Annotated in this window: 22 protein-coding genes; 3 read left to right on the top strand and 19 right to left on the bottom strand. The window is 70.7% G+C overall.

Annotated elements, in window-relative coordinates:
• Nucleotides 1-4: 4 nt before the first annotated feature.
• The 4 genes from ACFRFH_RS13625 to ACFRFH_RS13610 form a co-directional block, all read right to left on the bottom strand.
• Complete coding sequence (locus ACFRFH_RS13625) at nucleotides 5-829, bottom strand: carbohydrate ABC transporter permease (RefSeq protein ID WP_382463544.1); 825 nt, start codon at nucleotides 827-829, stop codon at nucleotides 5-7.
• Nucleotides 826-1,770, bottom strand: coding sequence for a carbohydrate ABC transporter permease (locus ACFRFH_RS13620; RefSeq protein WP_382463543.1), 945 nt, complete (start codon nucleotides 1,768-1,770; stop codon nucleotides 826-828). Before ACFRFH_RS13620 ends, ACFRFH_RS13625 begins: the two co-directional genes overlap by 4 nt.
• A gap of 2 nt (nucleotides 1,771-1,772) precedes the next feature.
• Nucleotides 1,773-3,131, bottom strand: a complete 1,359-nt coding sequence (locus tag ACFRFH_RS13615; protein WP_382463542.1) for an extracellular solute-binding protein — start codon at nucleotides 3,129-3,131, stop codon at nucleotides 1,773-1,775.
• 100 nt (nucleotides 3,132-3,231) lie between these two features.
• Nucleotides 3,232-4,200: a carbohydrate kinase family protein gene (locus tag ACFRFH_RS13610; RefSeq protein ID WP_382463541.1), complete on the bottom strand. Its 969-nt coding sequence runs from the start codon at nucleotides 4,198-4,200 to the stop codon at nucleotides 3,232-3,234.
• A 209-nt stretch (nucleotides 4,201-4,409) separates the two neighbouring features.
• On the opposite strand from ACFRFH_RS13610, the gene ACFRFH_RS13605 reads away from it, so the two are divergent.
• Genes ACFRFH_RS13605 through ACFRFH_RS13595 form a run of 3 tightly spaced genes read left to right on the top strand, consistent with a single transcriptional unit; the run spans nucleotide 4,410 to nucleotide 7,281 of the window.
• Nucleotides 4,410-5,186: a DeoR/GlpR family DNA-binding transcription regulator gene (locus tag ACFRFH_RS13605; RefSeq protein WP_382463540.1), complete on the top strand. Its 777-nt coding sequence runs from the start codon at nucleotides 4,410-4,412 to the stop codon at nucleotides 5,184-5,186.
• Complete coding sequence (locus ACFRFH_RS13600) at nucleotides 5,183-6,541, top strand: 6-phospho-beta-glucosidase (RefSeq protein ID WP_382463539.1); 1,359 nt, start codon at nucleotides 5,183-5,185, stop codon at nucleotides 6,539-6,541. The genes ACFRFH_RS13605 and ACFRFH_RS13600 overlap by 4 nt, the downstream gene beginning before the upstream one ends.
• Complete coding sequence (locus ACFRFH_RS13595; RefSeq protein ID WP_382463538.1) at nucleotides 6,538-7,281, top strand: glucosamine-6-phosphate deaminase; 744 nt, start codon at nucleotides 6,538-6,540, stop codon at nucleotides 7,279-7,281. The genes ACFRFH_RS13600 and ACFRFH_RS13595 overlap by 4 nt, the downstream gene beginning before the upstream one ends.
• Nucleotides 7,282-7,301: 20 nt before the next feature.
• Here ACFRFH_RS13595 and msuE read toward each other — a convergent pair whose 3' ends face one another.
• The 15 genes from msuE to recR form a co-directional block, all read right to left on the bottom strand.
• The gene (gene msuE, locus ACFRFH_RS13590; protein ID WP_382463537.1) at nucleotides 7,302-7,895 is read right to left on the bottom strand and encodes an FMN reductase; all 594 of its coding nucleotides are present in this window, start codon (nucleotides 7,893-7,895) and stop codon (nucleotides 7,302-7,304) included.
• A gap of 101 nt (nucleotides 7,896-7,996) precedes the next feature.
• A complete protein-coding gene (locus tag ACFRFH_RS13585) occupies nucleotides 7,997-9,013 on the bottom strand; it encodes an LLM class flavin-dependent oxidoreductase (protein ID WP_382463536.1) in 1,017 nt (338 codons plus the stop codon).
• A 42-nt stretch (nucleotides 9,014-9,055) separates the two neighbouring features.
• On the bottom strand, nucleotides 9,056-9,601 hold the full coding sequence (locus ACFRFH_RS13580) for a hypothetical protein (protein ID WP_382463535.1): 546 nt from the start codon (nucleotides 9,599-9,601) through the stop codon (nucleotides 9,056-9,058).
• 54 nt (nucleotides 9,602-9,655) lie between these two features.
• Nucleotides 9,656-11,533, bottom strand: a complete 1,878-nt coding sequence (locus tag ACFRFH_RS13575) for a DUF4012 domain-containing protein (RefSeq protein WP_382463534.1) — start codon at nucleotides 11,531-11,533, stop codon at nucleotides 9,656-9,658.
• Nucleotides 11,534-11,610: 77 nt separating this feature from the next.
• Nucleotides 11,611-12,918: a UDP-glucose dehydrogenase family protein gene (locus ACFRFH_RS13570; RefSeq protein ID WP_382463533.1), complete on the bottom strand. Its 1,308-nt coding sequence runs from the start codon at nucleotides 12,916-12,918 to the stop codon at nucleotides 11,611-11,613.
• Nucleotides 12,918-13,592 (bottom strand): thymidine kinase, encoded by a 675-nt coding sequence (locus ACFRFH_RS13565; protein WP_382463532.1) that lies wholly within the window; start codon nucleotides 13,590-13,592, stop codon nucleotides 12,918-12,920. Before ACFRFH_RS13565 ends, ACFRFH_RS13570 begins: the two co-directional genes overlap by 1 nt.
• Before the next feature lie 28 nt (nucleotides 13,593-13,620).
• Complete coding sequence (locus tag ACFRFH_RS13560; RefSeq protein ID WP_382463531.1) at nucleotides 13,621-14,295, bottom strand: response regulator transcription factor; 675 nt, start codon at nucleotides 14,293-14,295, stop codon at nucleotides 13,621-13,623.
• Complete coding sequence (locus ACFRFH_RS13555; protein WP_382463530.1) at nucleotides 14,292-15,503, bottom strand: hypothetical protein; 1,212 nt, start codon at nucleotides 15,501-15,503, stop codon at nucleotides 14,292-14,294. The genes ACFRFH_RS13560 and ACFRFH_RS13555 overlap by 4 nt, the downstream gene beginning before the upstream one ends.
• On the bottom strand, nucleotides 15,500-16,690 hold the full coding sequence (locus ACFRFH_RS13550) for a sensor histidine kinase (protein ID WP_382463529.1): 1,191 nt from the start codon (nucleotides 16,688-16,690) through the stop codon (nucleotides 15,500-15,502). Before ACFRFH_RS13550 ends, ACFRFH_RS13555 begins: the two co-directional genes overlap by 4 nt.
• A 154-nt stretch (nucleotides 16,691-16,844) precedes the next feature.
• Complete coding sequence (locus ACFRFH_RS13545; RefSeq protein ID WP_382463528.1) at nucleotides 16,845-17,954, bottom strand: Rv2578c family radical SAM protein; 1,110 nt, start codon at nucleotides 17,952-17,954, stop codon at nucleotides 16,845-16,847.
• A 31-nt stretch (nucleotides 17,955-17,985) separates the two neighbouring features.
• On the bottom strand, nucleotides 17,986-19,620 hold the full coding sequence (locus ACFRFH_RS13540; protein WP_382463527.1) for an ABC-F family ATP-binding cassette domain-containing protein: 1,635 nt from the start codon (nucleotides 19,618-19,620) through the stop codon (nucleotides 17,986-17,988).
• 259 nt (nucleotides 19,621-19,879) lie between these two features.
• On the bottom strand, nucleotides 19,880-21,382 hold the full coding sequence (locus ACFRFH_RS13535) for a malate:quinone oxidoreductase (RefSeq protein WP_382463526.1): 1,503 nt from the start codon (nucleotides 21,380-21,382) through the stop codon (nucleotides 19,880-19,882).
• A 157-nt stretch (nucleotides 21,383-21,539) separates the two neighbouring features.
• On the bottom strand, nucleotides 21,540-22,613 hold the full coding sequence (locus ACFRFH_RS13530; RefSeq protein ID WP_382463525.1) for an aspartate-semialdehyde dehydrogenase: 1,074 nt from the start codon (nucleotides 22,611-22,613) through the stop codon (nucleotides 21,540-21,542).
• Between the two features lie 79 nt (nucleotides 22,614-22,692).
• A complete protein-coding gene (locus ACFRFH_RS13525; protein ID WP_382463841.1) occupies nucleotides 22,693-23,979 on the bottom strand; it encodes an aspartate kinase in 1,287 nt (428 codons plus the stop codon).
• A gap of 162 nt (nucleotides 23,980-24,141) precedes the next feature.
• Nucleotides 24,142-24,738, bottom strand: coding sequence for a recombination mediator RecR (gene recR, locus ACFRFH_RS13520; protein ID WP_370056432.1), 597 nt, complete (start codon nucleotides 24,736-24,738; stop codon nucleotides 24,142-24,144).
• Nucleotide 24,739: the final 1 nt, after the last annotated feature.

The following is a 24,739-nucleotide window of genomic DNA, read 5'->3' as shown; positions in this document are numbered from 1 at the left end:
GTCCTCACTTCGCCGAGATGCCTCCGAGCATGCCGGAGATGAAGCGCTTCTGCAGCACGAAGTACAGGATCACGATCGGGAGGGCGACGATGATGCCGGCCGCGCTCAGGAGCGAGTAGTCGGTGAGGTGCTCGCCCTTGAAGAACGCCAGCCCGAGCGGGGCCGTCCGGCGGTCCTCGCTCGTGATCAGCACCAGGGGCATCAGGAACTCGTTCCAGGTCCACATCGCCACGAGCACGCACATCGTCATGATCGGCGCGAGGGACGGCGGAACGATCACCTGCCACAGCACCCGCAGGTCGCGCGCACCGTCGATGCGAGCCGCCTCGATGATCTCGCCGGGGAACGAGCGGAACTGGTTGCGCATCCAGAAGATCGCGAACGCGAGCGACTGGGCGGTCTGCGGCAGGATGAGGCTCGGATACGTGTCGGTGAGTCCCACGCTGCGCAGGTTGAAGTACAGCGGGATGATGAACGCCTCCGCCGGCAGCATCAGCCCCGCGAGCATCACGAAGAAGAGGATGCCCGATCCGAGGAAGTCGAGCCGCGCGAACGCGAACCCGGCGAGCACGGCGAGGATCGTGGTGAGCGCGACGACCCCGACCGTCACGATGAGGCTCGACACCATGTAGGAGGCGAAGTGGCCCTCGGACCAAGCGGTCGCGAAGTTGCCGAGATCGACCTGCGTCGGCACGGCGAAGCCGCCGTTGTTCGTCTTCGCCGGCGTGACCGCCGAGAACAGCACTCCGATCAGCGGGACGATCGCGAAGAGCCCGAACAGCGACAGGACGACGTAGTCGACGATCTTCTCGCGGGCGGTGAGTCTCATTGCGCGTCCTTCGGCTGGAGCCGGCTGATGAGGGCGGTGACGACCATGATCACGGCGGTCAGGGCCACGGCGACCGCCGCAGCCGACCCCACCTGGCCCGTGTTGAAGGCCCGGTTGTATGCCTCGAATGCGGGCACGGTCGTGGAGGTGCCTGGGCCGCCTCCGGTCGTCACGTAGACGAGGTCGAACGTCTTCAGCGCCGACACCACGGTCAGCGTGAGGGCGACCGCGATCTGACCGCGCAGCGCGGGCAGTGTGATCGAGAAGAACTCGCGCGCCGCGCCGGCACCGTCGAGACGCCCCGCCTCGAACAGCTCCGGCTGGATGTTGCCGACACCGGAGAGGAACAGCACCAGGCAGAGCCCGATGTTGAGCCAGGTGCCGACGAACCCGATCGCGGGGAGGGCGAAGCTGTAGTCGCCGAGCCACACCCGGGCGAGGTCGCCGAGCCCGAGCACGCGCAGCGTCTGGTTCAGGAGGCCGTCCTGCGAGTAGATCGACACCCAGATCGTCGCCACCACGACCGAAGCGATGACCTGAGGCAGGAACAGGACGGTCCGGTACACGCTCATCCCGCGCAGAGCATTTGCCCGTGAGATCAGCGCCGTGAGGAACAGGGCGAAGAGGATCGGGACGGCCGCGTAGAACACCATCAGCACGAGAGCGTGCGCGAAGGCGCCGCGCAACTCCGGATCGGCGAACACCGACAGGTAGTTGGCGAAGCCTGCCCAGGTCGCCGCCGACAGCCCGTCCCAGTCGTAGAACGAGTACTGGATGGTCTGGAAGAACGGCCAGCCCAGGAAGATCGCGAAGACGACGAAGGCCGGGAGGACGTAGAGGTAGGCCACCCGGCTGCGGCGCCGGCGCCCCGGACGGGCGGGGCGCGTGGCCCCGTCCGTCCGGGCGCCGGTCGTCGCCGACGCGCCTCTGTTGGCGGTCACTGTCATCCGTTGCTCTTCGTGAACTTCGCGTAGTCGTCCTGCAGGGTCTGCCCGAACTGCTCCGGCGTCGTCTTCAGAGCGACGAGGTCCTGCGCGGCGGCGGTGATCGTGTCGTAGAACGTCGGGGTCGCGTAGTCGAGGTACGGGGTGATTCCGTTGCTCTTCGAGATGGTCATGTAGTCGGCCGTGATGTCACCGGTGACCGTTCCCTTGGCGGGTGCGGAGCCGCTGGGGACGACGGTGGGCAGGTTGCCGGTCTTGACCAGCACGTCCGACGCGTTCTTGTCGGTGACGAAGTCGATGTAGGCGGCTGCGGCATCGGCGTGCTTGGTCTTGGACGTGATCGCCCAGGCCAGGCCCTCGCCTCCCATGGTGACCGGGGTGGAGGAGCCCGCCGGCTTCAGAGCGGTGAACCCGATGTCCTTCGACGCGGCGGCATCGGCCAGCGTGGCGAGGTACCAGGTTCCGGTGACCAGGAAGGCGGCGCCTCCCTTGCCGAAGGCGGCGACCGCCGCATCACGCGAGACGCCGTTGGCCCCTGGCGTGATGTAGCCGGCCTTCTGCCAGCCCTGCACCACGCTGGCGGCCTTGACCGCGTTGGAGTCCGTCCAGGACCCACTGGACCCGCTCACCAGGTCGTTGACCTTGGTGCCGGCGAGCGCCGACAGGGCGAGCCCGTAGAGGTGGATCCCTGGGCTCTTCTCCACGTCGCCGTAGCTCAGGGGGAGGTCGCCCGCGGCCTTGACCTTGGCCATGTCGTCGGTCAGCTCCTGCAGGGTGGTGGGCGGCGAGTCGATGCCGGCCTTCTGGAGTACAGCCTTGTTGTAGTAGAGGCCGACGAGCTCGCCCGTCTGCGAGACGCCGAAGAGGTCATCGCCCTGCCAGGTCTTGCCGTCGGACGAGAACGAGTTGAGCTTGAGCAGGCTCGACGGGTAGTAGTCGTTCCACTTGTAGAGGCCGGCGTAGTCGTTGATCGGGCGCAGGAGCCCGGCCTTCACGAACGCGCCCATGTCGGGGTAGCCCTGGTTGGCCTGCACCACGTCCGGCGGGTTGTCGCCGGAGAGTGCGAGCTTGAGGGTCGTCTTGAGGTCGGAGAACGAGCGGGAGACGCGCTTGATCGTGACGTTCGGGTACTTCTTCTCGAAGGCGGCGTTCAACTGCTTCTGCGCGGCATCGATGCCGCCGTCGGTGTTCTGGTCCCACACGGTGAGCGTGATGGCGCCCGAGCCGATGCTCTTGGAGACCGGGCCGAGGCTGTGCGACGCGGCCGGGGCCGAGCCGCCGGGAGCACAGGCGGTCAGTCCGAGCGCGACGGCTGTCAGGGCTCCGGCGAGGAGCGCGGCTTTCCGGGTGAATCTCATGGTGTGTGTCCGTTCTGTCGGGGAACCGGGTTCGATTCGGGAGTGGTGCGGAACAGGGAACATGGTGCGGGGAGGTCGCGCGCCGGCCGGCGTGCGCCGATCACGGCGCGGCAGGCTCCGGGAGGCGATCGAGGAACGACCAGTCGCCCTCCGGCCGATGGCGTTCGACGAAGGCCAGGAGGTCCGCCGGTCTCGGTGCGCTGGCGGCGCCGCCGAGCCCGGTGACCGAGAGGGAAGCGCTGAGCGCCGCGAAGCGGAGGCGGTCGGGCAGGTCCCAGCCCCGGAGGCCGGCGGCCATGAACGTCGCGACGAAGACGTCGCCCGCTCCGGTCGGGTCGACCACGGTGACCTGCGGCGACGGCACTTCGACGATCCGCCCGGCCGCGGAGTCGACGGCCACGACGCCGCGCGGGCCGCGCGTCACCACCGCGAGCGCCACGCGCTCCGCGAGCGCTTTCGCCGCGGCGACCGCGTCGTCGGTGCGGGTGTAGCGCATGGCCTCCGCGTCGTTCGGGACGAAGACGTCGACCTCGCCCAGCCGGTCGAGGACTTCGCCGGACCACTTGCCCGTGTGATCCCAGCCGACGCCGCCGACCACGGTCGTGCCCGCCGATCGCAGTCTGGCCACCCACTCCGGGAGGTCGTCTGCGACGTCGACGTGCACGCCGGCGATGGCGCCGAGATCGTCCGGCACCTCCAGCCGGCCGAGGCGCTCCTGGTAGGTGATGAAGCTGCGGTCGTCGGCGGTGGTCAGCGAGACGGTCACCGGGCTCTGGTGGCCGGGCACGCGCCGGAGCAGACGGGTGTCGAGGTTGGGCTCGCCCTCCAGGGTGGAGCGGATGTGCGTTCCCAGCGGATCGTCTCCCAGCCGGGAGAGCAGGAGGGTGTGCGCGCCCGCTCTGGCAGCTGCCACTGCACGGTTCGCCGCGCCGCCCGCGGTGATGGTGAACGTATCCGCGTAGACCTCCGCTCCGACTTCCGGCACGTCCACCCCGGCGAAGACGACATCGCAGAAGATGTCGCCGGTGAACAGGAGCTCGGCTCCTTCGTGCAGCGGTCGTGCGGTCACGGGTTCTCCTCTTCGTCGCGGATCCGTGCGGGATGGGATGCTCGAGTTTGCGTGACTACGGGTCGGAACCGCTGATATCCAGCAAGCTTGCGCATCCAGTGTTTCAATTACATTACCCGCGTGACGCACTCTTGTTAAGTTTGCGCGATTTGTCAATTCCTTCTGAGCAAGTTTGCGTGACTTTGCTCAAGTGTGGGTAGAGTGTCCCCATGATCCTTCGCGAGAGGCAGAACCGCATCATCACCGCGTTGCAGGCCGACGGGTCCGCCTCCGTGCGCGAACTCGCGGCGGCCCTCGCGGTCAGCGAGTCGACGATCCGCAGAGACCTGGAACTCCTCGACCGCAACGGCGAGCTGACCCGCACGTACGGCGGGGCGGTCATCAAACCCGGCGCGACCGTGGAGGACCACGGCCGCACCCTCGACGAGGGCACGTTCGACGACAACCGCGACGTCGACCTCAAGTCGCGGATGGCCGACGCCGCCGCGGCGATGGTCACCGACGGGAGCGTCATCATCCTCGACATCGGCACGACGACTCCCCTGGTCGCCCGCCGGCTCCGGGGACGCGACATCACGGTCATCACCTCCAACCTCGCGGTGTTCGACGAGCTGCGCGACGACGAGGCGGTGCGGCTCGTGCTGCTCGGCGGCGTCGTGCGCCGCAACTACCGCACGCTCGTGGGCTCCCTCGCCGAGCTCGCCCTCAGCCAGATCAGCGCCGACATCGTGTTCCTCTCCTGCACCGGAGTCCGGGCCAACGGGCACGTCGTCGACAACATGGCCGTGGAGGCGCCCATCAAGCAGTCCATGATCGCCGCATCGGACAAGGTGGTCCTGCTGGCGTCCGAAGCCAAATTCCCGGGGAGCGGCGCCTTGCGGCTCTGCTCCCTCACCGATGTCGACGCGCTGGTCACCACCTCCGGTGCGCCCGACGAAACGCTCGCACTGTGCCGGAACGCCGGCGGAGAGGTCACTGTCGTATGAAGCTCTGCATCCTCGGTGGCGGAGGATTCCGCACCCCCTACGTCTACCAGGCGCTCTTGCGCGACACCGGAACGCCCCGGGTCGAGGAGGTGGCGCTCTACGATGTCGACGAAGACAGGCTGTCGGCGATGGTCGCCATCCTGACGGAGCTGGCCGCCGGGTTCCCGGACGCGCCACGCCTCTCGCCGACCACCGATCTGCGCCGTGCGGTCGACGGCAGCGACTACGTCTTCGCGGCCCTCCGCGTCGGCGGGCTGGAGGGCCGCCGCTGCGACGAGCACGTCGCGCTCGACCTCGACGTGCTCGGCCAGGAGACCACCGGCCCCGGCGGGCTCGCGTACGCCCTGCGGACCGTGCCGGTCATGGTGGAGGCCGCGAAGGCGATCAAGGAGCTCGCTCCCGACGCCTACGTGATGAACTTCACCAACCCGGCAGGCATCATCACCGAGGCGATGCAGTCGGTGCTCGGAGACCGTGTGCTCGGCATCTGCGACACGCCTTCCGGGCTCGGCCGCCGCGTGGCCGGCCTCCTCGGCCTCGACCACACCCGGGTGGAGATGGACTACGTGGGGCTCAACCACCTGGGCTGGATGCGGCGCGTGCTCTACAACGGCCGCGACGTCCTCCCCGACCTCCTGGCCGACGACACGCTGCTCGCGGCCATGGAGGAAGGGCACGTCTTCGGAACGGAGTGGATCCGCACGCTCGGCGCCGTTCCCAACGAGTACCTCTACTACTACTACTTCAACCGCGACGCTGTGCGCACGATCATCGATTCGGGCAGAACGCGGGGCGACTTCCTCGCCGAATCGCAGCGCGACTTCTACACGCGCGCCGCAGCGGCGGGCGACGGGGTCGCCGAGCTCTGGCGCTCCACGGTCGAACGCAGGAGCGCCTCCTACATGGCGGAGGCGAAGGGCGGAACGCAGGACGCCCCGACGCACGTCAGGGAGCGTGAGGCGGATCCCGCCCACCAGGGCTACGCGGGCGTGGCTCTCGGTGTCATGGCGGCCATCAGCCGCAACGAGCGGCAGACGATGATCCTCAACGTGCGCAACAACGGCACGATCCACGGCCTCCCCGACGACGCCGTGGTCGAGGTGCCGACCCTCGTCGACGCCAACGGGGTGCACCCGTTGACCACGGACCAGCCGAACCTGCACCAGCTCGGCCTGATGTCGCAGGTGAAGGATGTCGAACGGCGCACCATCGCCGCCGCTCTCACCGGCTCGAAGTCGGAGGCGGTGTCCGCGTTCGCCCTCCACCCGCTCGTGGACAGCGTGACCGTCGCCCGTCAGCTGGTGTCCGGCTACATCGACCGCATCCCCGAGGTCGCGGCGGTCCTCACGCGGTGAGGATCGTCGTCTCCGCCGGGCCGGAGGAGGCAGGGGAGGCCGCTGCGGATCTGGTGCTGCAGCGGCTCTCCGCCTCCTCCGGCCGGGTTCTCGGCGTCGCGACGGGGTCCAGCCCGCGGCCCCTGTACCGGGCGCTGGCCGCCTCCGTGCGCGCGGGCGCCGACCTCTCCGACGTCCGCGGCTTCGCCCTCGACGAGTACATCGGGCTCTCGCGCGCGCATCCGGAGAGCTACCACTCGATCGTCGAGCGCGACGTCGCGGCGCCCCTCGGCCTCCGGCCGGAGGCCATCCGGGTCCCGGACGGCCGGGCGGCCGATCCGACGGTCGCCGCAGCCGACTACGAGGCCGCGATCGCGGGCGCGGGCGGGATCGACGTGCAGATCCTCGGCATCGGGGCGAACGGCCACATCGGCTTCAACGAGCCGGGTTCGCCCCGCGGGTCACGCACGAGGATGGTGCGCCTCGAGGAGTCGACGAGGCGGGCGAACAGCCGCTTCTTCCGCTCGCTCGACGACGTGCCGACCCACGCGATCACCCAGGGCGTCTCCACCATCCTCGAGGCCCGCAGCATCGTCCTCATCGCGTCGGGGGAGGCGAAGGCCGTCGCGGTTCGTCGGTCGGTACAGGGCGCGTGGACCGAGGACGTGCCCGCCTCGCTGCTGCAGGGGCACGGTGACGTGACGTTCTTCCTCGACCCGGCTGCGGCGTCGCTTCTCGGCCGCGTGCCTGCGAAGGCCTGATCTCAAAAAGCGTCAGCCCTTCAAAACGCGTCGGGCCGCGCGAAATCCACCGTCGCGTACAGCGACTCCGGGTCGATGTGCGAGCGGATCAGGGGCAGCGTGCGCGACACGGTCGTGTTGATGCGCTCGCGGAGGTCGTCGGAGGAGATCGCGTAGTCCGTGAAGTCGGACTCGCTCGCGTAGATGCCCAGCGGCAGCGTCAGCGACTGGAAGAAGCCGAACAGTGGGCGCATCTGGTGCTCCACCAGCAGGGCGTGGCGGTCGCTGCCGCCGGTCGCGGTGAGGACGATCGGCTTGTCGACCAGCGCGTACTGGCCGATGTGGTCGAAGAAGAGTTTGAAGAGGCCCGTGTAAGTGGCGCGGTAGGCCGGTGAGCCCACCACGATGACGTCGGCGGCCTCCACCAGCTGCAGGGTCTCCTGCACCCGCGGGCTCAGGCCGCTGCGGAACGGGGCGGCGCCGAGCTCGCCGAGCAGGGGCGCCAGCTCGATGGTCGTGGCGGTCCCGCCCGTCGCCTCGGCGAACGAGCCTGCGACCGCGTCCACGAGGACCGTCGTGCGCGAGGGCGCGGTGGGGCTGCCGCTCACGCCGACGACCTGGGGTGCGTGTGCCATGCGGGGTACCGCCTTCACTGGGTGGGTCGGGAACGGGCCCAACGCTACCCCCGGCCCTCCGGGATCGCCCCTGCCGCCGTCACGGTCCGTCATGGAGCCCGTCACTCGGCCGGGTACAGCCCTGCCACGATCTCCAGGGAGCGGATGCGGCCCTCCACGGTCGCGGCGCCGGAGGAGACCATCAGCTCGTCCGCCCCGGTCGAGGCGATCAGCGCGTCGAGTCGCGCCTTCACCTGGTCGGGAGTCCCGATCGCCTGGCGGGCGTTCCGGGCGGCGATGAACTCCTCTTCGGCCGGGCTGAACTCGTAGGCGAGGGCCTCCTCGACGCTCACCGGCTGCGGCTTGAGGCCGCGGCGCATCCGCAGGAACGAGAGCTGGCCGGGCAGCGACAGCGCGCGCACCCGCTCCGGGTCGTCGTCCGACACCACGTTCACGGCGATCATGGCGTGCGGCTCGGCGAGCTGCTCCCCCGGCTCGAAGCGCGAACGGTAGAGGTCGAGGGCGGCCTCCGTGTTCTCCCCCGCGAAGTGGTGGGCGAACGCGAACGGGAGGCCGAGGGCCGCGGCGACCTGGGCGCTGTAGCCGCTCGACCCCAGCAGCCAGACCTGCGGAGCGTCGCCGAGGCCCGGCACGGCCGTGATGCCGTGCAGCGGGTTCGCGTCGCTCATGCCGCCGTAGAAGAGGCCGAACAGGTCGAGGAGCTGCTGCGGGAAGTCGTCCACCCCGAGGCCCTCCGCGCTGCGGCGCAAGGCCATCGCGGTCGCGCCGTCCGTGCCGGGCGCGCGGCCGATGCCGAGGTCGATGCGGTCGCCGTACAGCGCGCGGAGGGTGCCGAACTGCTCCGCGACCACGAGGGGCGCGTGATTGGGGAGCATCACGCCGCCCGAGCCGACCCGGATGCGCTCGGTCGCCGCCGCGACGCCCGCGATGAGGACGGCCGGGGCGCTGGAGGCGATCGCCGGCATCCCGTGGTGCTCGGCCACCCAGAAACGCCGGTAGCCGAGACGCTCCGCCTGCTGTGCGAGGCGGACCGTCCCGGCTACTGCGTCGGCGTTGCTGCCGCCGGCGGGTCTGCTGGCGAGGTCGAGGACATTGAGGGGGATGCTGGTGGAGGTCACAGGGAGGGCAACCGCTGCCGCCCTCCCGCCATTCCGGTCAGGTCAGGACGACCGGACCTTCCGCATCCACGCCGCGAGCGCGACGCTCACCAGGCCGATGACCAGGAGGCCGCCGCCCACCCAGATCGACCACTCGGCGATCACGGAGCCGGTGTCGGCGAGGCCGGAGCTGCCCGGGTCGTTGATGGTCGAGGAGCTCGCGTCAGCCGGTGTCACCGTGAGCGACGCGGAGCAGACGTGGCCGCTCGTGGCGCCGGTGCCGGTGATCGTGTACACGCCCGTCGCGTCGGACGGGAGCGTCACCTTGAGCACGTCGCTGCCGTCCGCGTTGGAGTGCTTGGTGAACGTCACCGAGCTCGCCATCACGATGGCGGAGCCGTTCGCGCCGCTGCCGACCCAGGTGATGCTCTCCCCGTCCGCCCAGGTGCCAGGGATGCAGGTCAGGGTCGCGGTGTGTCCGGCCTGGGTCACGCTCACGTCGAACGTGCAGGGTGCGCCGCTCGGGTACGACACAGCGTTCGCGGCCGCAGGCGCTGCGAGGAACAGCGCCGCGGTGACGGCTGCCGCCGCCAGGATCTTCTTCAACATTCGGGTACGCCTTCCCCTCGCCCGGCCAGTGCGTCGGGCATTAATGATTAATGCTCACTTTACGACGGAAGAACACGGCACGGCAATCCTCGCGACCGAGGGGCGTGCCCCCACATCGGGGGTCGTACCGTCCCCCTTCAGCGTCGGGGTGACGTCGACCGTGTAGCCGGGAGCCCACTGCGCGGTGCCGAGGAACTGCACGTCGATCGTCTTCGACTGGCCGGGCGCGAGTTGCACCTCCACGACCGCGACCGGGCGCCCGTTGTCCGTTCCCGCGATGGACGGGACATCCACGCCCTTGCTCTTCACCCCCGCGAGGAGCCCCTGCTCCGGACCGTAGAAGGCGATCCGCGTCTTGATGTCGCCGGGTGGGACGCCGTAGGACCCGGCTCCGGTGACGTAGGCCGGAAGCGCGGTGGCGGCGTTCGCGGGCGCGCCGTTGGTCAGGGTGACCTCCAGCATCGTTGTCACCTTCCCGTCCGCACGGCACACCGCGGCGCCCGCGGCGACCGACGTGCGCAGGTAGTAGTCCATCTTCGAGCCGGTGGCGTCGTTGAAGTAGACGCCGAGGGCGGCGGTCTCCGGCGTCGACACCGGCAGGGCGCCGGCGAGCGTCGTGGTCTCCAGGATCGACTGCTCCGACGCGTGCGAGCTCCAGATCTGGATGCGGTTCGAGGTCCCGGAGGCCGCGAGCGCCTTCACCAGCGCCGCCCCGTCGACCCCGCCCACGACGCGGTCGAACACGGCCGACGCCGCCTTGCTGAAGAAGGCGTCCTGCTTCTGCGGAGCGTCGGGATAGCGCGCGTAGATTCCACTGAGCAGGAGCGGTACGGCGTTCGCGGAGGTCAGCACGTCGCCGGACGGCAGTGTGACCGGCCCCGTCGCCTTCAGCATCGCGCTCAGGACGACCGGGTCGACGGTGATGACGCCGTCGACCACTCCGCCGTGCGTGCGCACCCACATCGCCGAGGCCGTCCGCGCCGCGAGCGGGAAGTCGGGGGTGAAGTTGACGTCCTGGAGGTACCGGCCGACCAGCGGGCCGTAGAGGCCGGAAGTCGCCGTCGGCACGTCGAAGACGGGCGTCGGCCACGGCCCGATGGAGGTCCCGGCCACCTCGGTGGAGAGCGCCACCGCCCCCTTGTCCGCGTTCACGAGCACGACCGAGCCGATGAGACCGCCGGTAGCGCGGAGCTCTGCAGGGTTCTGCGCGACGATCAGGTACGAGCGGGGGCCGTCCGCTCCGAGCATCCCCGGCAGGAGCCGGACGGTGTTGTCGACGGCCTGCAGGTCGGGAGCGACCTCCGCCATCAGCGAGCGCATCTTGGTGACGGCCGAGCCGATCGGGCTGATCACGCTGCTCCGGTCGATGGACCCGATGTCGCTCCTGGCCGAGTCGAAGGCCGTCTGCGCCTTGGCCATCACGGGCTGGGCGGCCACGATGGGCGCGAGGTCCAGCGTGCCGCCCGTCAGGTGCAGCGTACGCGGATCCACCGAGCCGGCGATCGAGACGAGCGGCTTGATGACATCGGAGGCCACGGCGTCGGTGGCTCGGGAGATGGTGCTCACCGCCGATAGGTTCCCGCCGACCCACGGGATGCCCTCCGCGAGCTGCCAGACCGGGTCGCTGGTGAGGGACACCGCGGCGTGCGCATGCTTCTGCAGCTCCGTGGCGGCCGACGCGGCCCCGGCGGTGTCGCTTTCCGCGACGGCGGCACGGACGGCTCTCACATCCGGCACGGCGGCGTTGAGCTCCTGCTGGGCGAGGAATCCCCGCAGGCCGATCCACGCGATGGCGAGGAGGACCAGGCCGGCGAGGACGATCAGGGCGAGGATGAGGCCGCGGCCGCGGGGGCTCCGGTGGCGGTGGCGCGCCTCGAACGGCGGGGCCGCGGGTCGCGGCGGCGCGTCGTGGTGCGAGAGACCAGTCGCCATGAGGATAAAGGTAACAAATCCTCAGTTTATTCAGCAGCCCCTTTCGTACCCCAAAATGGGGGCACGTCGGCGCGTCGTCAGCGCCCGAGCCCGCGGAACTGCCACCCGGCAGCGCGCCACCGCTCGGCGTCGAGCGCGTTGCGGCCGTCGATGACCCGGCGATGCGAGACCAGCGCGCCCAGCTCCTCCGGGTCGAGCCCGGTGAACTCCGGCCATTCGGTGATCAGCACGACGATGTCCGCGTCCGTTGCGGCCTCGGCCGCCGAGTCCACGTACGTGAGCTGCGGAGCGCGGCGGCGTGCGTTCGCGTTGGCCTCCGGATCGGTCGCCGTGACGATCGCGCCGTTCTCCGCCAGCCGCACGGCGATGTCCAGGGCCGGCGAGTCGCGGATGTCGTCCGAGTGCGGCTTGAAGGCCAGGCCCAGCACGGCGACACGCACGCCGTCGAGGGCGCCCGTCTCCTCGCGCACCAGCTCGACCACGCGCTCGCGGCGACGGAGGTTGATCTTGTCCACCTCGTCCAGGAACTTGACCGAGTCGCCCCGGCCGAGCTCCCGGGCGCGGGCACTGAACGCGCGGATGTCCTTCGGCAGGCAGCCGCCGCCGAAACCGACGCCGGCATTGAGGAAGCGCCGCCCGATCCGGGCGTCGTGACCGATGGCGTCCGCGAGCTGCGTCACGTCGGCGCCGGTGGCCTCCGCGATCTCGGCCATCGCATTGATGAACGAGATCTTCGTGGCCAGGAACGCGTTCGCCGCGACCTTCACCAGCTCCGCGGTCGCGTAGTCGGTGACGATGACCGGCGTGCCGTTCGCCACAGCGGCGGCGTACACCTCGTCGAGGATGCGCGCGGCCCGTGCGCCCTGCTCGCCCTCCGGCACGCCGTAGACGAGCCGGTCGGGGCTCACGGTGTCCTTGACGGCGAAGCCCTCGCGGAGGAACTCCGGGTTCCAGGCGAGCGTCGCACCGGGCACGCGCTGGGCGACGAGCTCCGCGAGCCGGGAGGCCGTGCCGACGGGGACGGTGCTCTTGCCGACGATGACGTCGCCGGGCGAGACGTGCTCCAAGAGCGAGTCGAAGGCGGCGTCCACGAACCGGAGGTCGGCGGCGTCGCTCCCCGCGGACTGCGGCGTGCCGACGGCGACGAAGTGCACGTCGGAGTCGGCGATGGCGGCGAAGTCGGTGGTGAACCGCAGCCGCCCACTGGCGGTGGCGGACGCGAGCACGTCCGGGAGGCCCGGCTCGAAGAACGGCGCGCGCGCCTCGGAGAGGGCGGCGATCTTCGCCTCGTCCACGTCGACGCCGACGACGGTGTGGCCGAGGTCGGCCATGGCTGCGGCGTGGACGGCTCCGAGGTAGCCGACGCCGATGACGGAGATGCGCATCAGGTGAAGTCCGGGTCCGGTTCGCTGTCGTAGGCGGTGGGCGTGGCTGCCGGCCAGTGCCGGCGGCCGTTGTTCAGCACGCCCTGGCTCTCGTCCAGGTAGCAGTTGCCGCACAGCGCCTCATAGCTGACCGAGGCGCCGTCGATGGCGACCTGGTCGCCGTCGAAGACGAAGACGCCGTCGATCTTGCGCGCGTTGAAGATCGCCTTGCGGCCGCAGCGGCAGATGGTCTTCAACTCCTCGAGGCTGTGGGCGACCTCCAGCAGGCGCCTGCTGCCGGGGAACGCGACCGTCTGGAAGTCGGTGCGGATGCCGTAGGCGAGCACCGGCACGTCGTCCAGCAGCGCGATCCGCAGCAGGTCGTCGATCTGCGCCTCGGTGAGGAACTGCGCCTCGTCGACCAGGAGCGCACTGACGTCGCGACCGAAGCGCTTGAGCGTGCGCTCGCGGTGCTGCTGGAAGCGTCCGTACGCGTCGGTCTCCGGCGCGATCAGGAAGTCCACCTGACGGGTCACGCCGAGGCGCGACAGGATGCCCATGTCGCCCTTGGTGTCGATCGCCGGCTTGGCGAGCAGCACCCGGTGCCCACGCTCCTCGTAGTTGTACGCCGCCTGGAGCATGGCGGTGCTCTTGCCGCTGTTCATCGCGCCGTAGCGGAAATACAGTTTTGCCACGGAGCAATCCTATGCGGGCGCCGGAGGGTCAGGTGAGGTAGCCGTCCTCCGCGGCGCGGCGGATGAGGTCGGCGCGCGAGCTCGTGGGCCTGCCGACCTTGCCGTACTTCTCGCGGACGCGGCGCAGGTAGGTCTTGGCCGTCTCGTACTGCACGTTCATCGCGCGGGCCACTTCGGAGGTGGTGCGGCCGTCGGCGTACAGCACCAGCGCCTGCCGCTCGCCATCGCTGAGCTTGGGGCGGGAGGCCTCGGGGACCGTCGGGCGCGGGCGCCAGGCGGGCGCCGGCTGCTTCTGGCCCGCGCTGCGGCCCATCGCGGCGAGGGCCGCGGCGATCAGCTCGGCCATCGGCTGGGTCTTCGTGACGTAGGCGACCGCGCCGGCGGCGAGCGCGGCGTCGCGGTCCTCCTGCGTGTCGACGGCGCTCAGGACGACCACCTTCGCGCCGGCCGCCCGGCAGGTGCGCACGCGCGCGCCGATCGACACGGACTCGCGGAGCTGGAGGTCCATGATGACCAGATCGGTCGGAAACGCATCGCTGTGGACGAGTTCCAGCCAGCTCCCCGCGCGCACGACGAGGTCGAAGTCGGGGGCGTTCCGGTCGATCCAGGCGGCGAGGCTGTCGAGGAGGATCTCGTGGTCGTCGAGGATGGCGAGCCGGATCGGGGCCGAAATGGAGATGGGATGCGCTGTGCTGGTACTCATGGCGTTCGCCTCTCAGGATAGGCGAAGCGGACGGTCAGCCCGCCTGCGCGAACGCGCATCGACGCCACCATCGACACCGACTGCAGCGCGCTGAGATACGGGACGAGCGCGGAGCGGAGCGCACGCCGCGGCTCGGCGACCATCGCGGTGAGAAGGAAGACCGGGGCGCCGGGCTGCGCCACCGTCATGGCCAGGCTGTCGGCGTCGAGTCCTGCGAGGTCGGCGACGGTCCCGATGAGCGCGCCGACGACCGCGCGCTGCTCCTCGCTCAGCACCTGTTCGAGCCGGTCGGGGTCGTGCACGCGGGAGCGGCGGTCCGCCTCCGTTCCCGCGCCTCGCCGGGAGAGGGCGAGCGCGACGGTCTCGGCCAGCCAGCCCCGATCCACGGCCTCCACGGCGGACGCACGAAGCCGCTCGGCGATGCTGCGGGCGACCCGCCGGTCCTGCTCGGTGATGACCCCGCGGGCGGCCAGTGCGGTCAGGAACGGGACCGCCTCGGCGTTCAGCGCGGTCGCCCGCTCCTGTGCGACCATCCGCGCGGCGACCTGCCGCAGCTCCGCGTCGAGCCGGAGCTGACCCGCCCGGGCGACCTCCCGCCAGCGGAGCGTCTCGCCGGTCATGGTCCACGCGTAGCCCGCGCCGCCGAACGCCAGGGCGAGCACCGGCGTGGCGGCGATGGTCGCGTAGACGAGCGGGTGGTTCGAGATGAGCAGCGACCGCCCCTGCAGCGCGGCGAGCGCGCCGAGGACGAGGGCGGCGATGACGGCGACGGTGAGCACTTCGCCGACGGGACGGTACAGCGGCATCGCCGCCAGCAGCAGGGCGACGGCCATCTGACCCCAGTCGTCCTGGATGCGCTGGTTGTGCCCCCAGACCGCCGCGGCGAAGAGACAGGCGGCGGCGACCGCGACGCCGATGATCGCCAGGTGCGACCACAGCCCCACCGGCGCGAGACCGGGATGCGTGCGGATCGTCGCGACGACGACGGCCAGCAGCAGCACGACGACGGCCCAGACCGCGAGGGCGGGACTGCGGAACTGGGCGTGGTGCTGGACCGTGGAGAACACCGCATAGGCCACCGCGACCGCGCCGAGCAGCGGGACGAGGAGCCAGGCGGACTGCACGCCGAGCGGGTCCAGCCGCTGCGGCGTGCGCTCGACGGGCAGCGACCGGTAGTGGACGATCGTCTCGGACAGCACCTGGTTCATGACGCCTCCGCCACCGGGAGGGTCATGATCACGGTCGTCCCGACGTCCTCGGCCGAGTAGACGGTGACCGTGCCGCCGACCTTGCTGACCCGGTCGTGCACCGACTGGCGCAGGCCCAGCCGGTCGCCGCCCGCGCCGGCTGCTGCCGCGAAGCCGCGACCGCCGTCGACGACCATGACCGAGACGGAGGCGTCGCCGCAGGAGAACGCGACCTCGGCGGTGGCGCTGCCGGAGTGCCGCAGCACGTTGACCAGGCACTGGCGGACGGCGAGGCCGACCGCGCGGCGGGCGTCGGCGGTCAGGAGCGCGACGGCCTCGCGCTCCCCGGAGATGTCGACGGCGATGCCCTCGTCGCGTGCGTCCTCGATGGCCCGGCGCAGTTCGCTGTCGTACCACGGGTCTTCGTCGGCCGGCGCGCGGTCGTCGACGGGCAGAGCGGCGCCGCCGAGCGTGCGGAGGTCGGACTCGATACGCTGCCGGAGCCGCGCGGGCAGCTCCCCCGGCTCCGTGGAGGCGACGGCGACGAGCTCGCTGAGCACGGTGTCGTGGAGGTCGGCCGTGGACTCCGCGAGCAGCTCGCGCCGCAGGTCGACGAGCCGGGCGTCGCGGACGGCGCGGTGGATGGCGCCCTGCGTCCGCGAGCGCGAGCCGCGGGTGAGCCCGTCGAAGGCGAGCACGCCGACCAGCAGCAGGTAGGCGCTCAGCGAGATGGCGTCCGGCCGGAAGTCGCGCCCGGCCGCGCTCGCCCCGAGGAACACGGCGGTCTCCGCGAGCGCGAACCCGAGGGTGGCCCACAGCACGCCGATGAGCGAGCCGGTGCCGGTTCCGCCGACCAGGGTCATCGCGACGACGGGGAGGGCGATGACGAGCAGGTTCGTGTCCTGATACTCGGGGGTGCTGTCGAAGATCAGGGAGACGTAGAAGTAGGTGCAGACCGCGCCGACGAGCAGGTAGGCGAGGGTGAGCAGGACGGTCCGGCCGCGCGACAGCAGGAGGAGCAGCGCGATCATCGGCAGCAGCACGAGGGTGCTGATCCAGGAGGCGGCGCCGGTGGTCCCGCCGACCGTCGACACGGCGACGTTGATCGCGGCCATGACCAGGCAGACCAGCGCGGCCCAGCGGGCCGCGGTCGCCAGCGCGCGCGAGTTCGCCGCCCGGGAGAGGTGGCTGGGAAGGCCGAGCGACACCGGACTCCTTCGGCGCGAGAGGGACCGGCGGTGGAGGCGTCGGTGGGAGATCGCGCGTCGGCGGCCTCCCAGTGGGGATTATGGCAGCAACCCTGCCCGCTGTGTACCCCGGGCAGGTCGGCGTGTTGTACCCCCGTGGGAGTGCGCGGCCCCCTCAGAACAACGTCGGCTGCACCCCGAGCGTCACCAGCGCCGACTCGGGCGCGACCTCCTCGGGCGCGACCCGATCCACCACGCGCCGCTCCCCCTCGCCGTCGCGCAGCATCCCGAGCGCCGACGACCGCACTCCTCCGGTCAGCGGGTCCTCCTGCCCGCGCTCGAGCCGGTGTGCTCGGATGAGCGGCTTGATCCGCGCCGCCAGCCACGTTCGGTACTCCTTGGGCGCGTACGTGCCGCGGCCGTACATGCTGCGGTATCGGGGCAGCAGCTCCGGATGCTCCCTCCCCAGCCACAGGTAGTACCACTCCTTGACCCCCGGCTTCAGGTGCAGCGCGGTGTAGAGCACGCTGGTGGCCCCGGCCTCCTTCGCCTGCCGCAGCGCCTCGTGGAGGTGCGCCCGGGTGTCCGTGAGGTACGGCAGGATCGGCATCAGGAACACCCCGCAGTCGAGCCCGTGCTCGCGCACGGCGGTGACGGTCGCCAGGCGCGCCTTCGTCGTGGGCGTTCCCGGTTCGACCGACTGCTGGAGCTCGTCGTCGTAGACCGCGATCGACATCGCCAGATCGACGGGGACCCGCTTCGCCGCCTCCGCCAGCCGGTCGAGGTCGCGCCGGAGTAGCGAGCCCTTGGTGAGGATGCTGAACGGCGTGCCGGAATCGGTCAGCGCGTCGATGATGCCGGGCATCAGCGCGTACCGCCCCTCCGCCCGCTGGTACGGGTCGGTGTTGGTGCCGAGCGCGACCGGGTGGTGGCCCCAGCTCGGCTTCGTCAGCTCCGTGCGCAGCACGTCGGCCACGTTGACCTTGACGATGATCTCCTGGTCGAAGTCCTTGCCCTGATCGAGCTCCAGATAGCTGTGCGTCGGGCGCGCGAAGCAGTACACGCAGGCGTGCGAGCAGCCGCGGTACGGGTTGATCGTCCAGCCGAAGGGCATCGGCCCTCCCCCGCCCGGGATCTTGTTGAGCGCCGACTTGGCGAGGATCTCGTGGAAGGTGATGCCCGCGAACTCCGGCGTGCGCACCGACCGCACCAGGTTGTTCAGCCGGGCGAGACCGGGCAGGGCCGACGGCGTCTCCACCGCCAGCTCCTGCCCGCTCCACCTCATGCAATCATTCGAACATATGTTCGAACCTTCGTCAAGCGTCGCGCAGCGTGGCGCTCCGCAGCGACACCACCTCCCCCGACCAGCGCTCGCGCAGCCACCGGTCGTGACTCGCCACCACGACCGCGCCGGGGTAGCCGCCGAGGGCGGCCTCCAACTCGGTCGCCAGGGTGAGCGAGAGATGGTTGGTCGGCTCGTCGAGCAGGAAGACGTGCGGCGGCCGCGCCATGATCAACGCCAGCGCCAGCCGGCGCTGCTGCCCCACGGAGAGCGTGCCGACCTCCCTGTCGAGGTCGCGCGGCGCGATCAGGCCGAGGCCCGAGAGCGGGACGGCCTCCGCGCGCCGCTCCCCCAGCGCCAGCTCGTAGATCCGCCGCGGGGTCTGCGTCGGGTCCGCGAAGCGAACGTCCTGCTCCAGGAGCTCCACCCGCAGGCCGCGGCGGCGCTGCACCGTCCCGACGAGCGGCACGATCCGCCCGGCGAGCACCGAGAGCAGCGTCGACTTGCCCGCACCGTTGGCGCCGGTCACGAGCACGCGCGACTGCGCCTCCACCGCGAACCGGTCGAGCCTCAGCCGGCCGGGGACATGGAGGTCGTCCGCCTGCAGCAGCGACCCGGCCTCCGCGCCCACCGGCTGGAACCCCGCGGGGATGCCGGAGAAGCCGAGCGGCTTGGGCGGCTTGCGGACCTGCGTGCTGGTCAGCTCCTCCAGCCGGCCGTCCGCGTTGCGCACGCGCCGGCTGATCTGCCTGTCCAGGGTGTTGCCCTTGTACGACTTCACGAACTTGTCGTTGTCGCGGACCTTGCCCGACCAGGCGATGGAGCGCGCGGTCACGTCGACCGCGTGCTTCAGCGCCGCGAGCTCGGCCTGCTCGTCGGCGTACTGCTTCTCCCAGCGGTGCCGTTCGGCCGTCTTCTCGGCGAGGTAGGCGCTGTAGCCGCCGCCGTACACAGTGGTGCCTGTGCGCGTCGGGTCGAGGTCGAGGAGGCCGGTGGCCGCCGAGTCGAGGAACGCGCGGTCGTGGCTCGCGAAGAGCACGGGACCGTGCCAGCCGAGGAGCTGCGACTCCAGGAACGCCGCGGCCGCGTCGTCCAGGTGGTTCGTCGGCTCGTCGAGCAGCAGCGCCTCCGGCCGGCCGAGCAGCAGCGCGGCCAGCGCGAACCGGCTGCGCTGTCCTCCGGAGACCTCGTCCAGCCGCCGGGCCAGCGGGATGCCGCCGACCCCGAGACCGTCGAGGAGAGCGTCGCGACGCGACGCGATCGACCACACCTCGGCGAGCTCGGCCGCCGCGAGGGCGGCGTCGTACCGCGCGTGCGCAGCGGGGTCGTCCCCCGCGAGCGCCGCAGCCGCGGCCTCCAGCTCGCGCTCGATGGCGCGCACCTCGGCGAGGGCGTCCTCGATCAGCGTGGCGAGCGTCTCGTCGGGCCGGAAGCGGACCTCCTGCCAGAGGAAGCCGACCCGCTTCGGCCGCTGGACGACGCCGGAGTCCGGGGTCTCCTCCCCGGCGAGCACCCGCAGCAGCGTGGACTTGCCCGCGCCGTTCTCACCGATCAGGCCGAGGCGGGCGCCAGGAGGCACGGTGAGGGAGACATCCGAGAGCACGCGCCGGTCGCCGTAGCTGACGGAGACACCGTCGGCGCGCAGTGGAGTGAGAGTGAGTGTTGGCATTGTGGACCACCTTCCGGGCGCTCCATCACGGAGCAGGCTCCCGCCGGGCGGACTTCCGCGTCGAGTGCGCCGGAGCGCCCGGTGCTGGGATACCAGGCGGCGCAGGACCTATGGGGTCGCTCACTCGATCGACGGCGCCTCGGGCGCGGGACGAGAGGAGGTGATCACTTCATAGCGAGGACGACGATAACAGGTCGCGCCCACGACTGTCCAGCCGATCCGTACCGAAAGGTACGGACCGGCTGCGGGTGGCCAGGGGTCAGGCCCGGACGACCTGACCGGCGGGGCTCTCCGCCAGGTCGAGCACCGCCGCGGTCTCGGCGAGCACGCGCTCGGCCTCCTCCGGGCGGTCGTTGAGCGTGGTGCCGACGGTCGGGATGAGCTGCTTCAGCGTCGGCAGCCAGCCCTCGTAACGGTCGGGGAAGCAGCGCTTCAGGAGGTCGACCATGATCGGCACGGCCGTCGACGCGCCGGGGGACGCGCCGAGCAGACCGGCGATCGAGCCGTCGGCGGAGGCGATCACCTCGGTGCCGAACTGCAGCACGCCGCCCTTCTTCGGGTCCTTCTTCATCACCTGCACGCGCTGGCCGGCGGTGATGAGTTCCCAGTCCTCCGACTTCGCGGTCGGCATGAACTCCTGCAGCGCCCTCAGCTTCTTCTCGCGGTTGGCGAGCACCTCGCCCGCCAGGTACTTGATGAGGGAGAAGTTGTCGCGCGCGACCGCGAGCATCGGGCCGAGGTTGCCCGCGCGGACCGAGCCGGGCAGGTCCCACCAGCTGCCGCTCTTCAGGAACTTGGGGCTGAAGCCCGCGTACGGGCCGAACAGCAGCGAGGTCTCGCCGTCCACCACGCGCGTGTCGAGGTGCGGAACCGACATCGGCGGAGCGCCGACCGCGGCCTTGCCGTAGACCTTCGCCTGGTGCTGCGCGACGATCTTCGGGTTGGTGGTGCGGAGGAACTGGCCGGAGATCGGGAATCCGCCGAAGCCCCTGATCTCGGGGATGCCGGACTTCTGCAGCAGGTGCAGGGCGCCGCCGCCCGCGCCGACGAACACGAAGCGCGCGAGCGCCTCGTGCGGGGTGTGGCCGACCTCGTGCCGCACCTTGATCTTCCAGAGCTCGTCCGCGGTGCGCTTGATGCTGAGCACCTTGTGGTTGAGCGCGAGCTCGGCGCCGTTCGCCACCAGGTCGTCCACGAGTGCGCGGGTGAGCGCGCCGAAGTCGACGTCGGTGCCCGCGGTCTGGCGGGTGGCGGCGATGCGCTGCTTGGCGTTGCGCTTCTTGGTGAGCAGCGGGGTCCACTCGCCGATCGTCGCCGGGTCCTCGGAGTATTCCATGCCCTCGAACAGCGGCTGGTCCTTGAGCGCTTCGTAGCGCTTGCGGAGGTAACGGACGTTGTCGCGGCCGCGCACGAACGTCATGTGCGGCGTCGCGTTGATGAACGTGTCCGGGGCGGGCAGGTGGCCCGCGGCGACCAGGGAGGCCCAGTACTGCCGGCTGAGCTGGAACTGCTCGTTGATGCTGATCGCCTTGGCGGGGTCGACGCTGCCGTCGGCGGCCTCCGGCATGTAGTTCAGCTCGCAGAGGGCGGCGTGGCCCGTTCCTGCGTTGTTCCACGGGTTCGAGCTCTCCTGGGCGACTTCGCCGAGGGACTCGTAGATGCGGATGGTCCAGTCGGGCTGGACGCGCTGGATCATGGAGCCCAGCGTCGCGCTCATGATGCCGCCGCCGATCAGGACGACGTCGATGGGGTCAGTGCTCACTAGACAATCCTACGGTGAGTGGGCTCGTCCCCGGCCGTCGCGCCAAGATTCTGTCTCGACATCAAGACATCCCCCTCACGCCCTCAACCGCTGAGGGGCACGTTGTTGTCACTTTCGGGGCGCGAAAGTGACAACGACGTGCCCCTCGGCGAGAGGGTCAGTGGGCGACGCGGGAGGCTAGGCGGGCGGCGACGAGTTCCGCGATCTGGACTGCGTTGAGCGCGGCGCCCTTGCGGAGGTTGTCGTTGCTGATGAAGAGCGCGATGCCGCGGCCCTCCGGGGCGCCCTCGTCCGCGCGGATGCGGCCGACGAAGCTCGGGTCCTGGCCGGCGGCCTCCAGCGGCGTGGGGACGTCGGTGAGCGTCACGCCGGGGGCATCGGACAGCAGCTCGGTGGCGCGCTCGGGGCTGAGCGGCGACGCGAACTCGGCGTTGATCGACAGCGAGTGGCCGGTGAAGACGGGCACCCGCACGCAGGTACCGCTGACCAGCAGCTCGGGGAGGCCGAGGATCTTGCGGCTCTCGTTGCGGAGCTTCTTCTCCTCGTCCGTCTCGTTAGAGCCGTCCTCGACGATCGAGCCGGCGAGCGGGATGACGTCGAACGCGATCGGGCGCACGTACTTGACCGGCTCGGGCATCGCGACGGACGAACCGTCGTGCACGAGCTGGAGCAGGTTCTCGTCGGCCACCGCGGTGCGGATCTGGCCGGCGAGCTCCTCGGCGCCGGCGAGGCCGGAGCCCGAGACCGCCTGGTAGGTGCTCACGATGAGGCGCTGGAGGCCGGCCTCCTCGTGCAGGACCTTCAGCACGGGCATGGCCGCCATCGTGGTGCAGTTGGGGTTCGCGATGATGCCCTTGCGCGCCTCGTCGATGGCCTCGGGGTTCACCTCGGAGACCACGAGCGGCACGTCCGGGTCCATCCGCCAGCCGCTGGAGTTGTCGATGACGATGGCGCCGGCCTCGGCGAACCGGGGCGCGTGCGCCTTCGAGCCGGTGGCGCCGGCCGAGAACAGGGCGATGTCGATGCCGGAGACATCGGCGGTCTCCACATCCTCGACGGTGATCTCCTCGCCGCGGAACGGCAGCTTCGTGCCGGCCGAACGCGACGACGCGAAGAAGCGGATGCTCTTCACCGGGAAGTCGCGCTCCTCCAGCAGCTGGCGCATCACGGCGCCGACCTGGCCGGTGGCGCCGACGACGGCGATGTCAAGGCCGGGAGTGGTCTCGCTCATGGTGTGTCCTTCGGTGTCGTGGTCTGAAGAGGAGAACGGGATGGCGACGGCGGCCATTCCCGCGGGTGGCGGGAACGGCTCAGCGGCCGGTGCCCGCGTAGACGATCGCCTTCTCGTCGCCGTCCAGCCCGAAGGCGGTGTGCACGACGCGGGCGGCCTCCGCCACGGTGTCGGCGCGGGTGACGACCGAGATGCGGATCTCGCTGGTGGAGATCATCTCGATGTTGATGCCGGCGATGTAGAGCGCCTCGAACAGCTTCGCGGAGACGCCGGAGTTGGTCCGCATCCCGGCGCCGACCAGGGCGAGCTTGCCGATCTGGTCGTCGTACTGGAGGGCCTGGAAGCCGACTTCGTCGCGCTCGCCGTTCAGAGCGGTCAGCACGCGCTGCCCCTCGGACTTCGGGAGGGTGAACGAGATGTCGGTGAGGCTGGTGGCCGCGGCGGACACGTTCTGGACGATCATGTCGACGTTGGCGTTGGCCTTCGCGACGATCTTGAAGATCTGCGCCGCCTTGCCCGGGACGTCGGGCACGCCGACGACGGTGATCTTCGCCTCGCTCAGATCGGTGGCGACTCCGGAGATGATCGGCTCTTCCACGATTCCATCCTTCTTCGCGGCCTCGGCCGCAGCTGCTTCGTTGAGGACGTACGTGCCCACCCGGTTCGAGAACGAGGAGCGTACGTGCAGGGTCACGTTGTGGCGGCGCGCGTACTCCACCGCGCGGATGTGCAGGACCTTGGCTCCGGCGGCCGCGAGCTCGAGCATCTCCTCGCTGGTGATGCGGTCGATCTTGCGCGCGAGCGGCACCTGCCGTGGGTCGGAGGTGAACACGCCGTCGACGTCGGTGTAGATCTCGCAGACCTCGGCGCCGAGCGCGGCGGCGAGGGCGACGGCGGTGGTGTCGGAGCCGCCGCGGCCGAGGGTCGTGATGTCGCGGGTGTCGCGGTTGAAGCCCTGGAAGCCGGCGACGATGGCGATCGCGCCCTCGTCCAGCGCCTCCTTGATGCGGCCGGGGGTGACGTCCACGATGCGGGCGGCGCCGTGCTGGGCGTCGGTGATCATGCCGGCCTGGCTGCCCGTGAAGGAGCGCGCGTCGTAGCCCATGCTCTTGATCGACATCGCGAGCAGCGCCATGGAGATGCGCTCCCCCGCCGTGAGCAGCATGTCCAGCTCGCGCGGCGCGGGGATCGGCGTGACCTCGTGGGCCAGGTCGACCAGCTCGTCGGTGGTGTCGCCCATCGCGGAGACGGCCACGACGACCTCGTTGCCCGCCTTGCGCGTCTCGACGATGCGCTTGGCGACGCGCTTGATGCTCTCGGCGTCGGCGACGGACGAGCCGCCGTATTTCTGAACGATCAGGGCCACAGGCACTCCAGAACTCACGGGAGTGACCATTCTACCGGCCACGGATATGCCCGCCCGGCCATGTGACACCACGCCCCCCATCCCCCGCTGAGGGGCACGTTGTTGTCGCTTTCGGGCGCGAAAAGTGACAACGACGTGCCCCTCGGCGGATGGAGACAGGGGTTAGGAGACCTGGCGGCGGCCCTCGAAGGCGCGGCCGAGGGTGACCTCGTCGGCGTACTCCAGGTCGCCGCCGACGGGGAGGCCGGAGGCGAGGCGGGTGACGCGGATCTCGAGCGTGGTCAGCAGGCGGCTGAGGTAGGTGGCCGTCGCCTCGCCCTCCAGGTTCGGGTCGGTCGCGATGATGACCTCCTGCACCGTGCCGTCGGCGAGGCGCTGCATGAGCTGCCGGATGCGGAGGTCGTCGGGCCCGACGCCATCGATCGGACTGATCGCGCCGCCGAGTACGTGGTACAGGCCGCGGAACTCGCGCGTGCGCTCGATGGCGACGACGTCCTTGGCCTCCTCGACCACGCAGATGGTGTCGGGAGAGCGGCGCGGATCTCGGCAGATCGTGCAGGTCGGCTGCTCAGAGACGTTGCCGCAGATCTCGCAGAAACGCACCTTGTCGCGCACTTCGAGCAGCACCTCGGCGAGCCGGGTGACATCGAAGCTCTCGGTCTGCAGGATGTGGAACGCGATGCGCTGCGCCGACTTCGGCCCGATGCCGGGGAGCCGGCCCAGCTCGTCGATCAGCTCCTGGACGATACCCTCGTACACG

It is taken from the genome of Leifsonia sp. NPDC056824 (assembly GCF_042789575.1).
In the GTDB taxonomy this organism is placed as follows: Bacteria; Actinomycetota; Actinomycetes; order Actinomycetales; family Microbacteriaceae; genus Leifsonia.
Note: the sequence above shows the minus strand (reverse complement) of the source record. Positions and strands in the feature narration are given on the sequence as shown.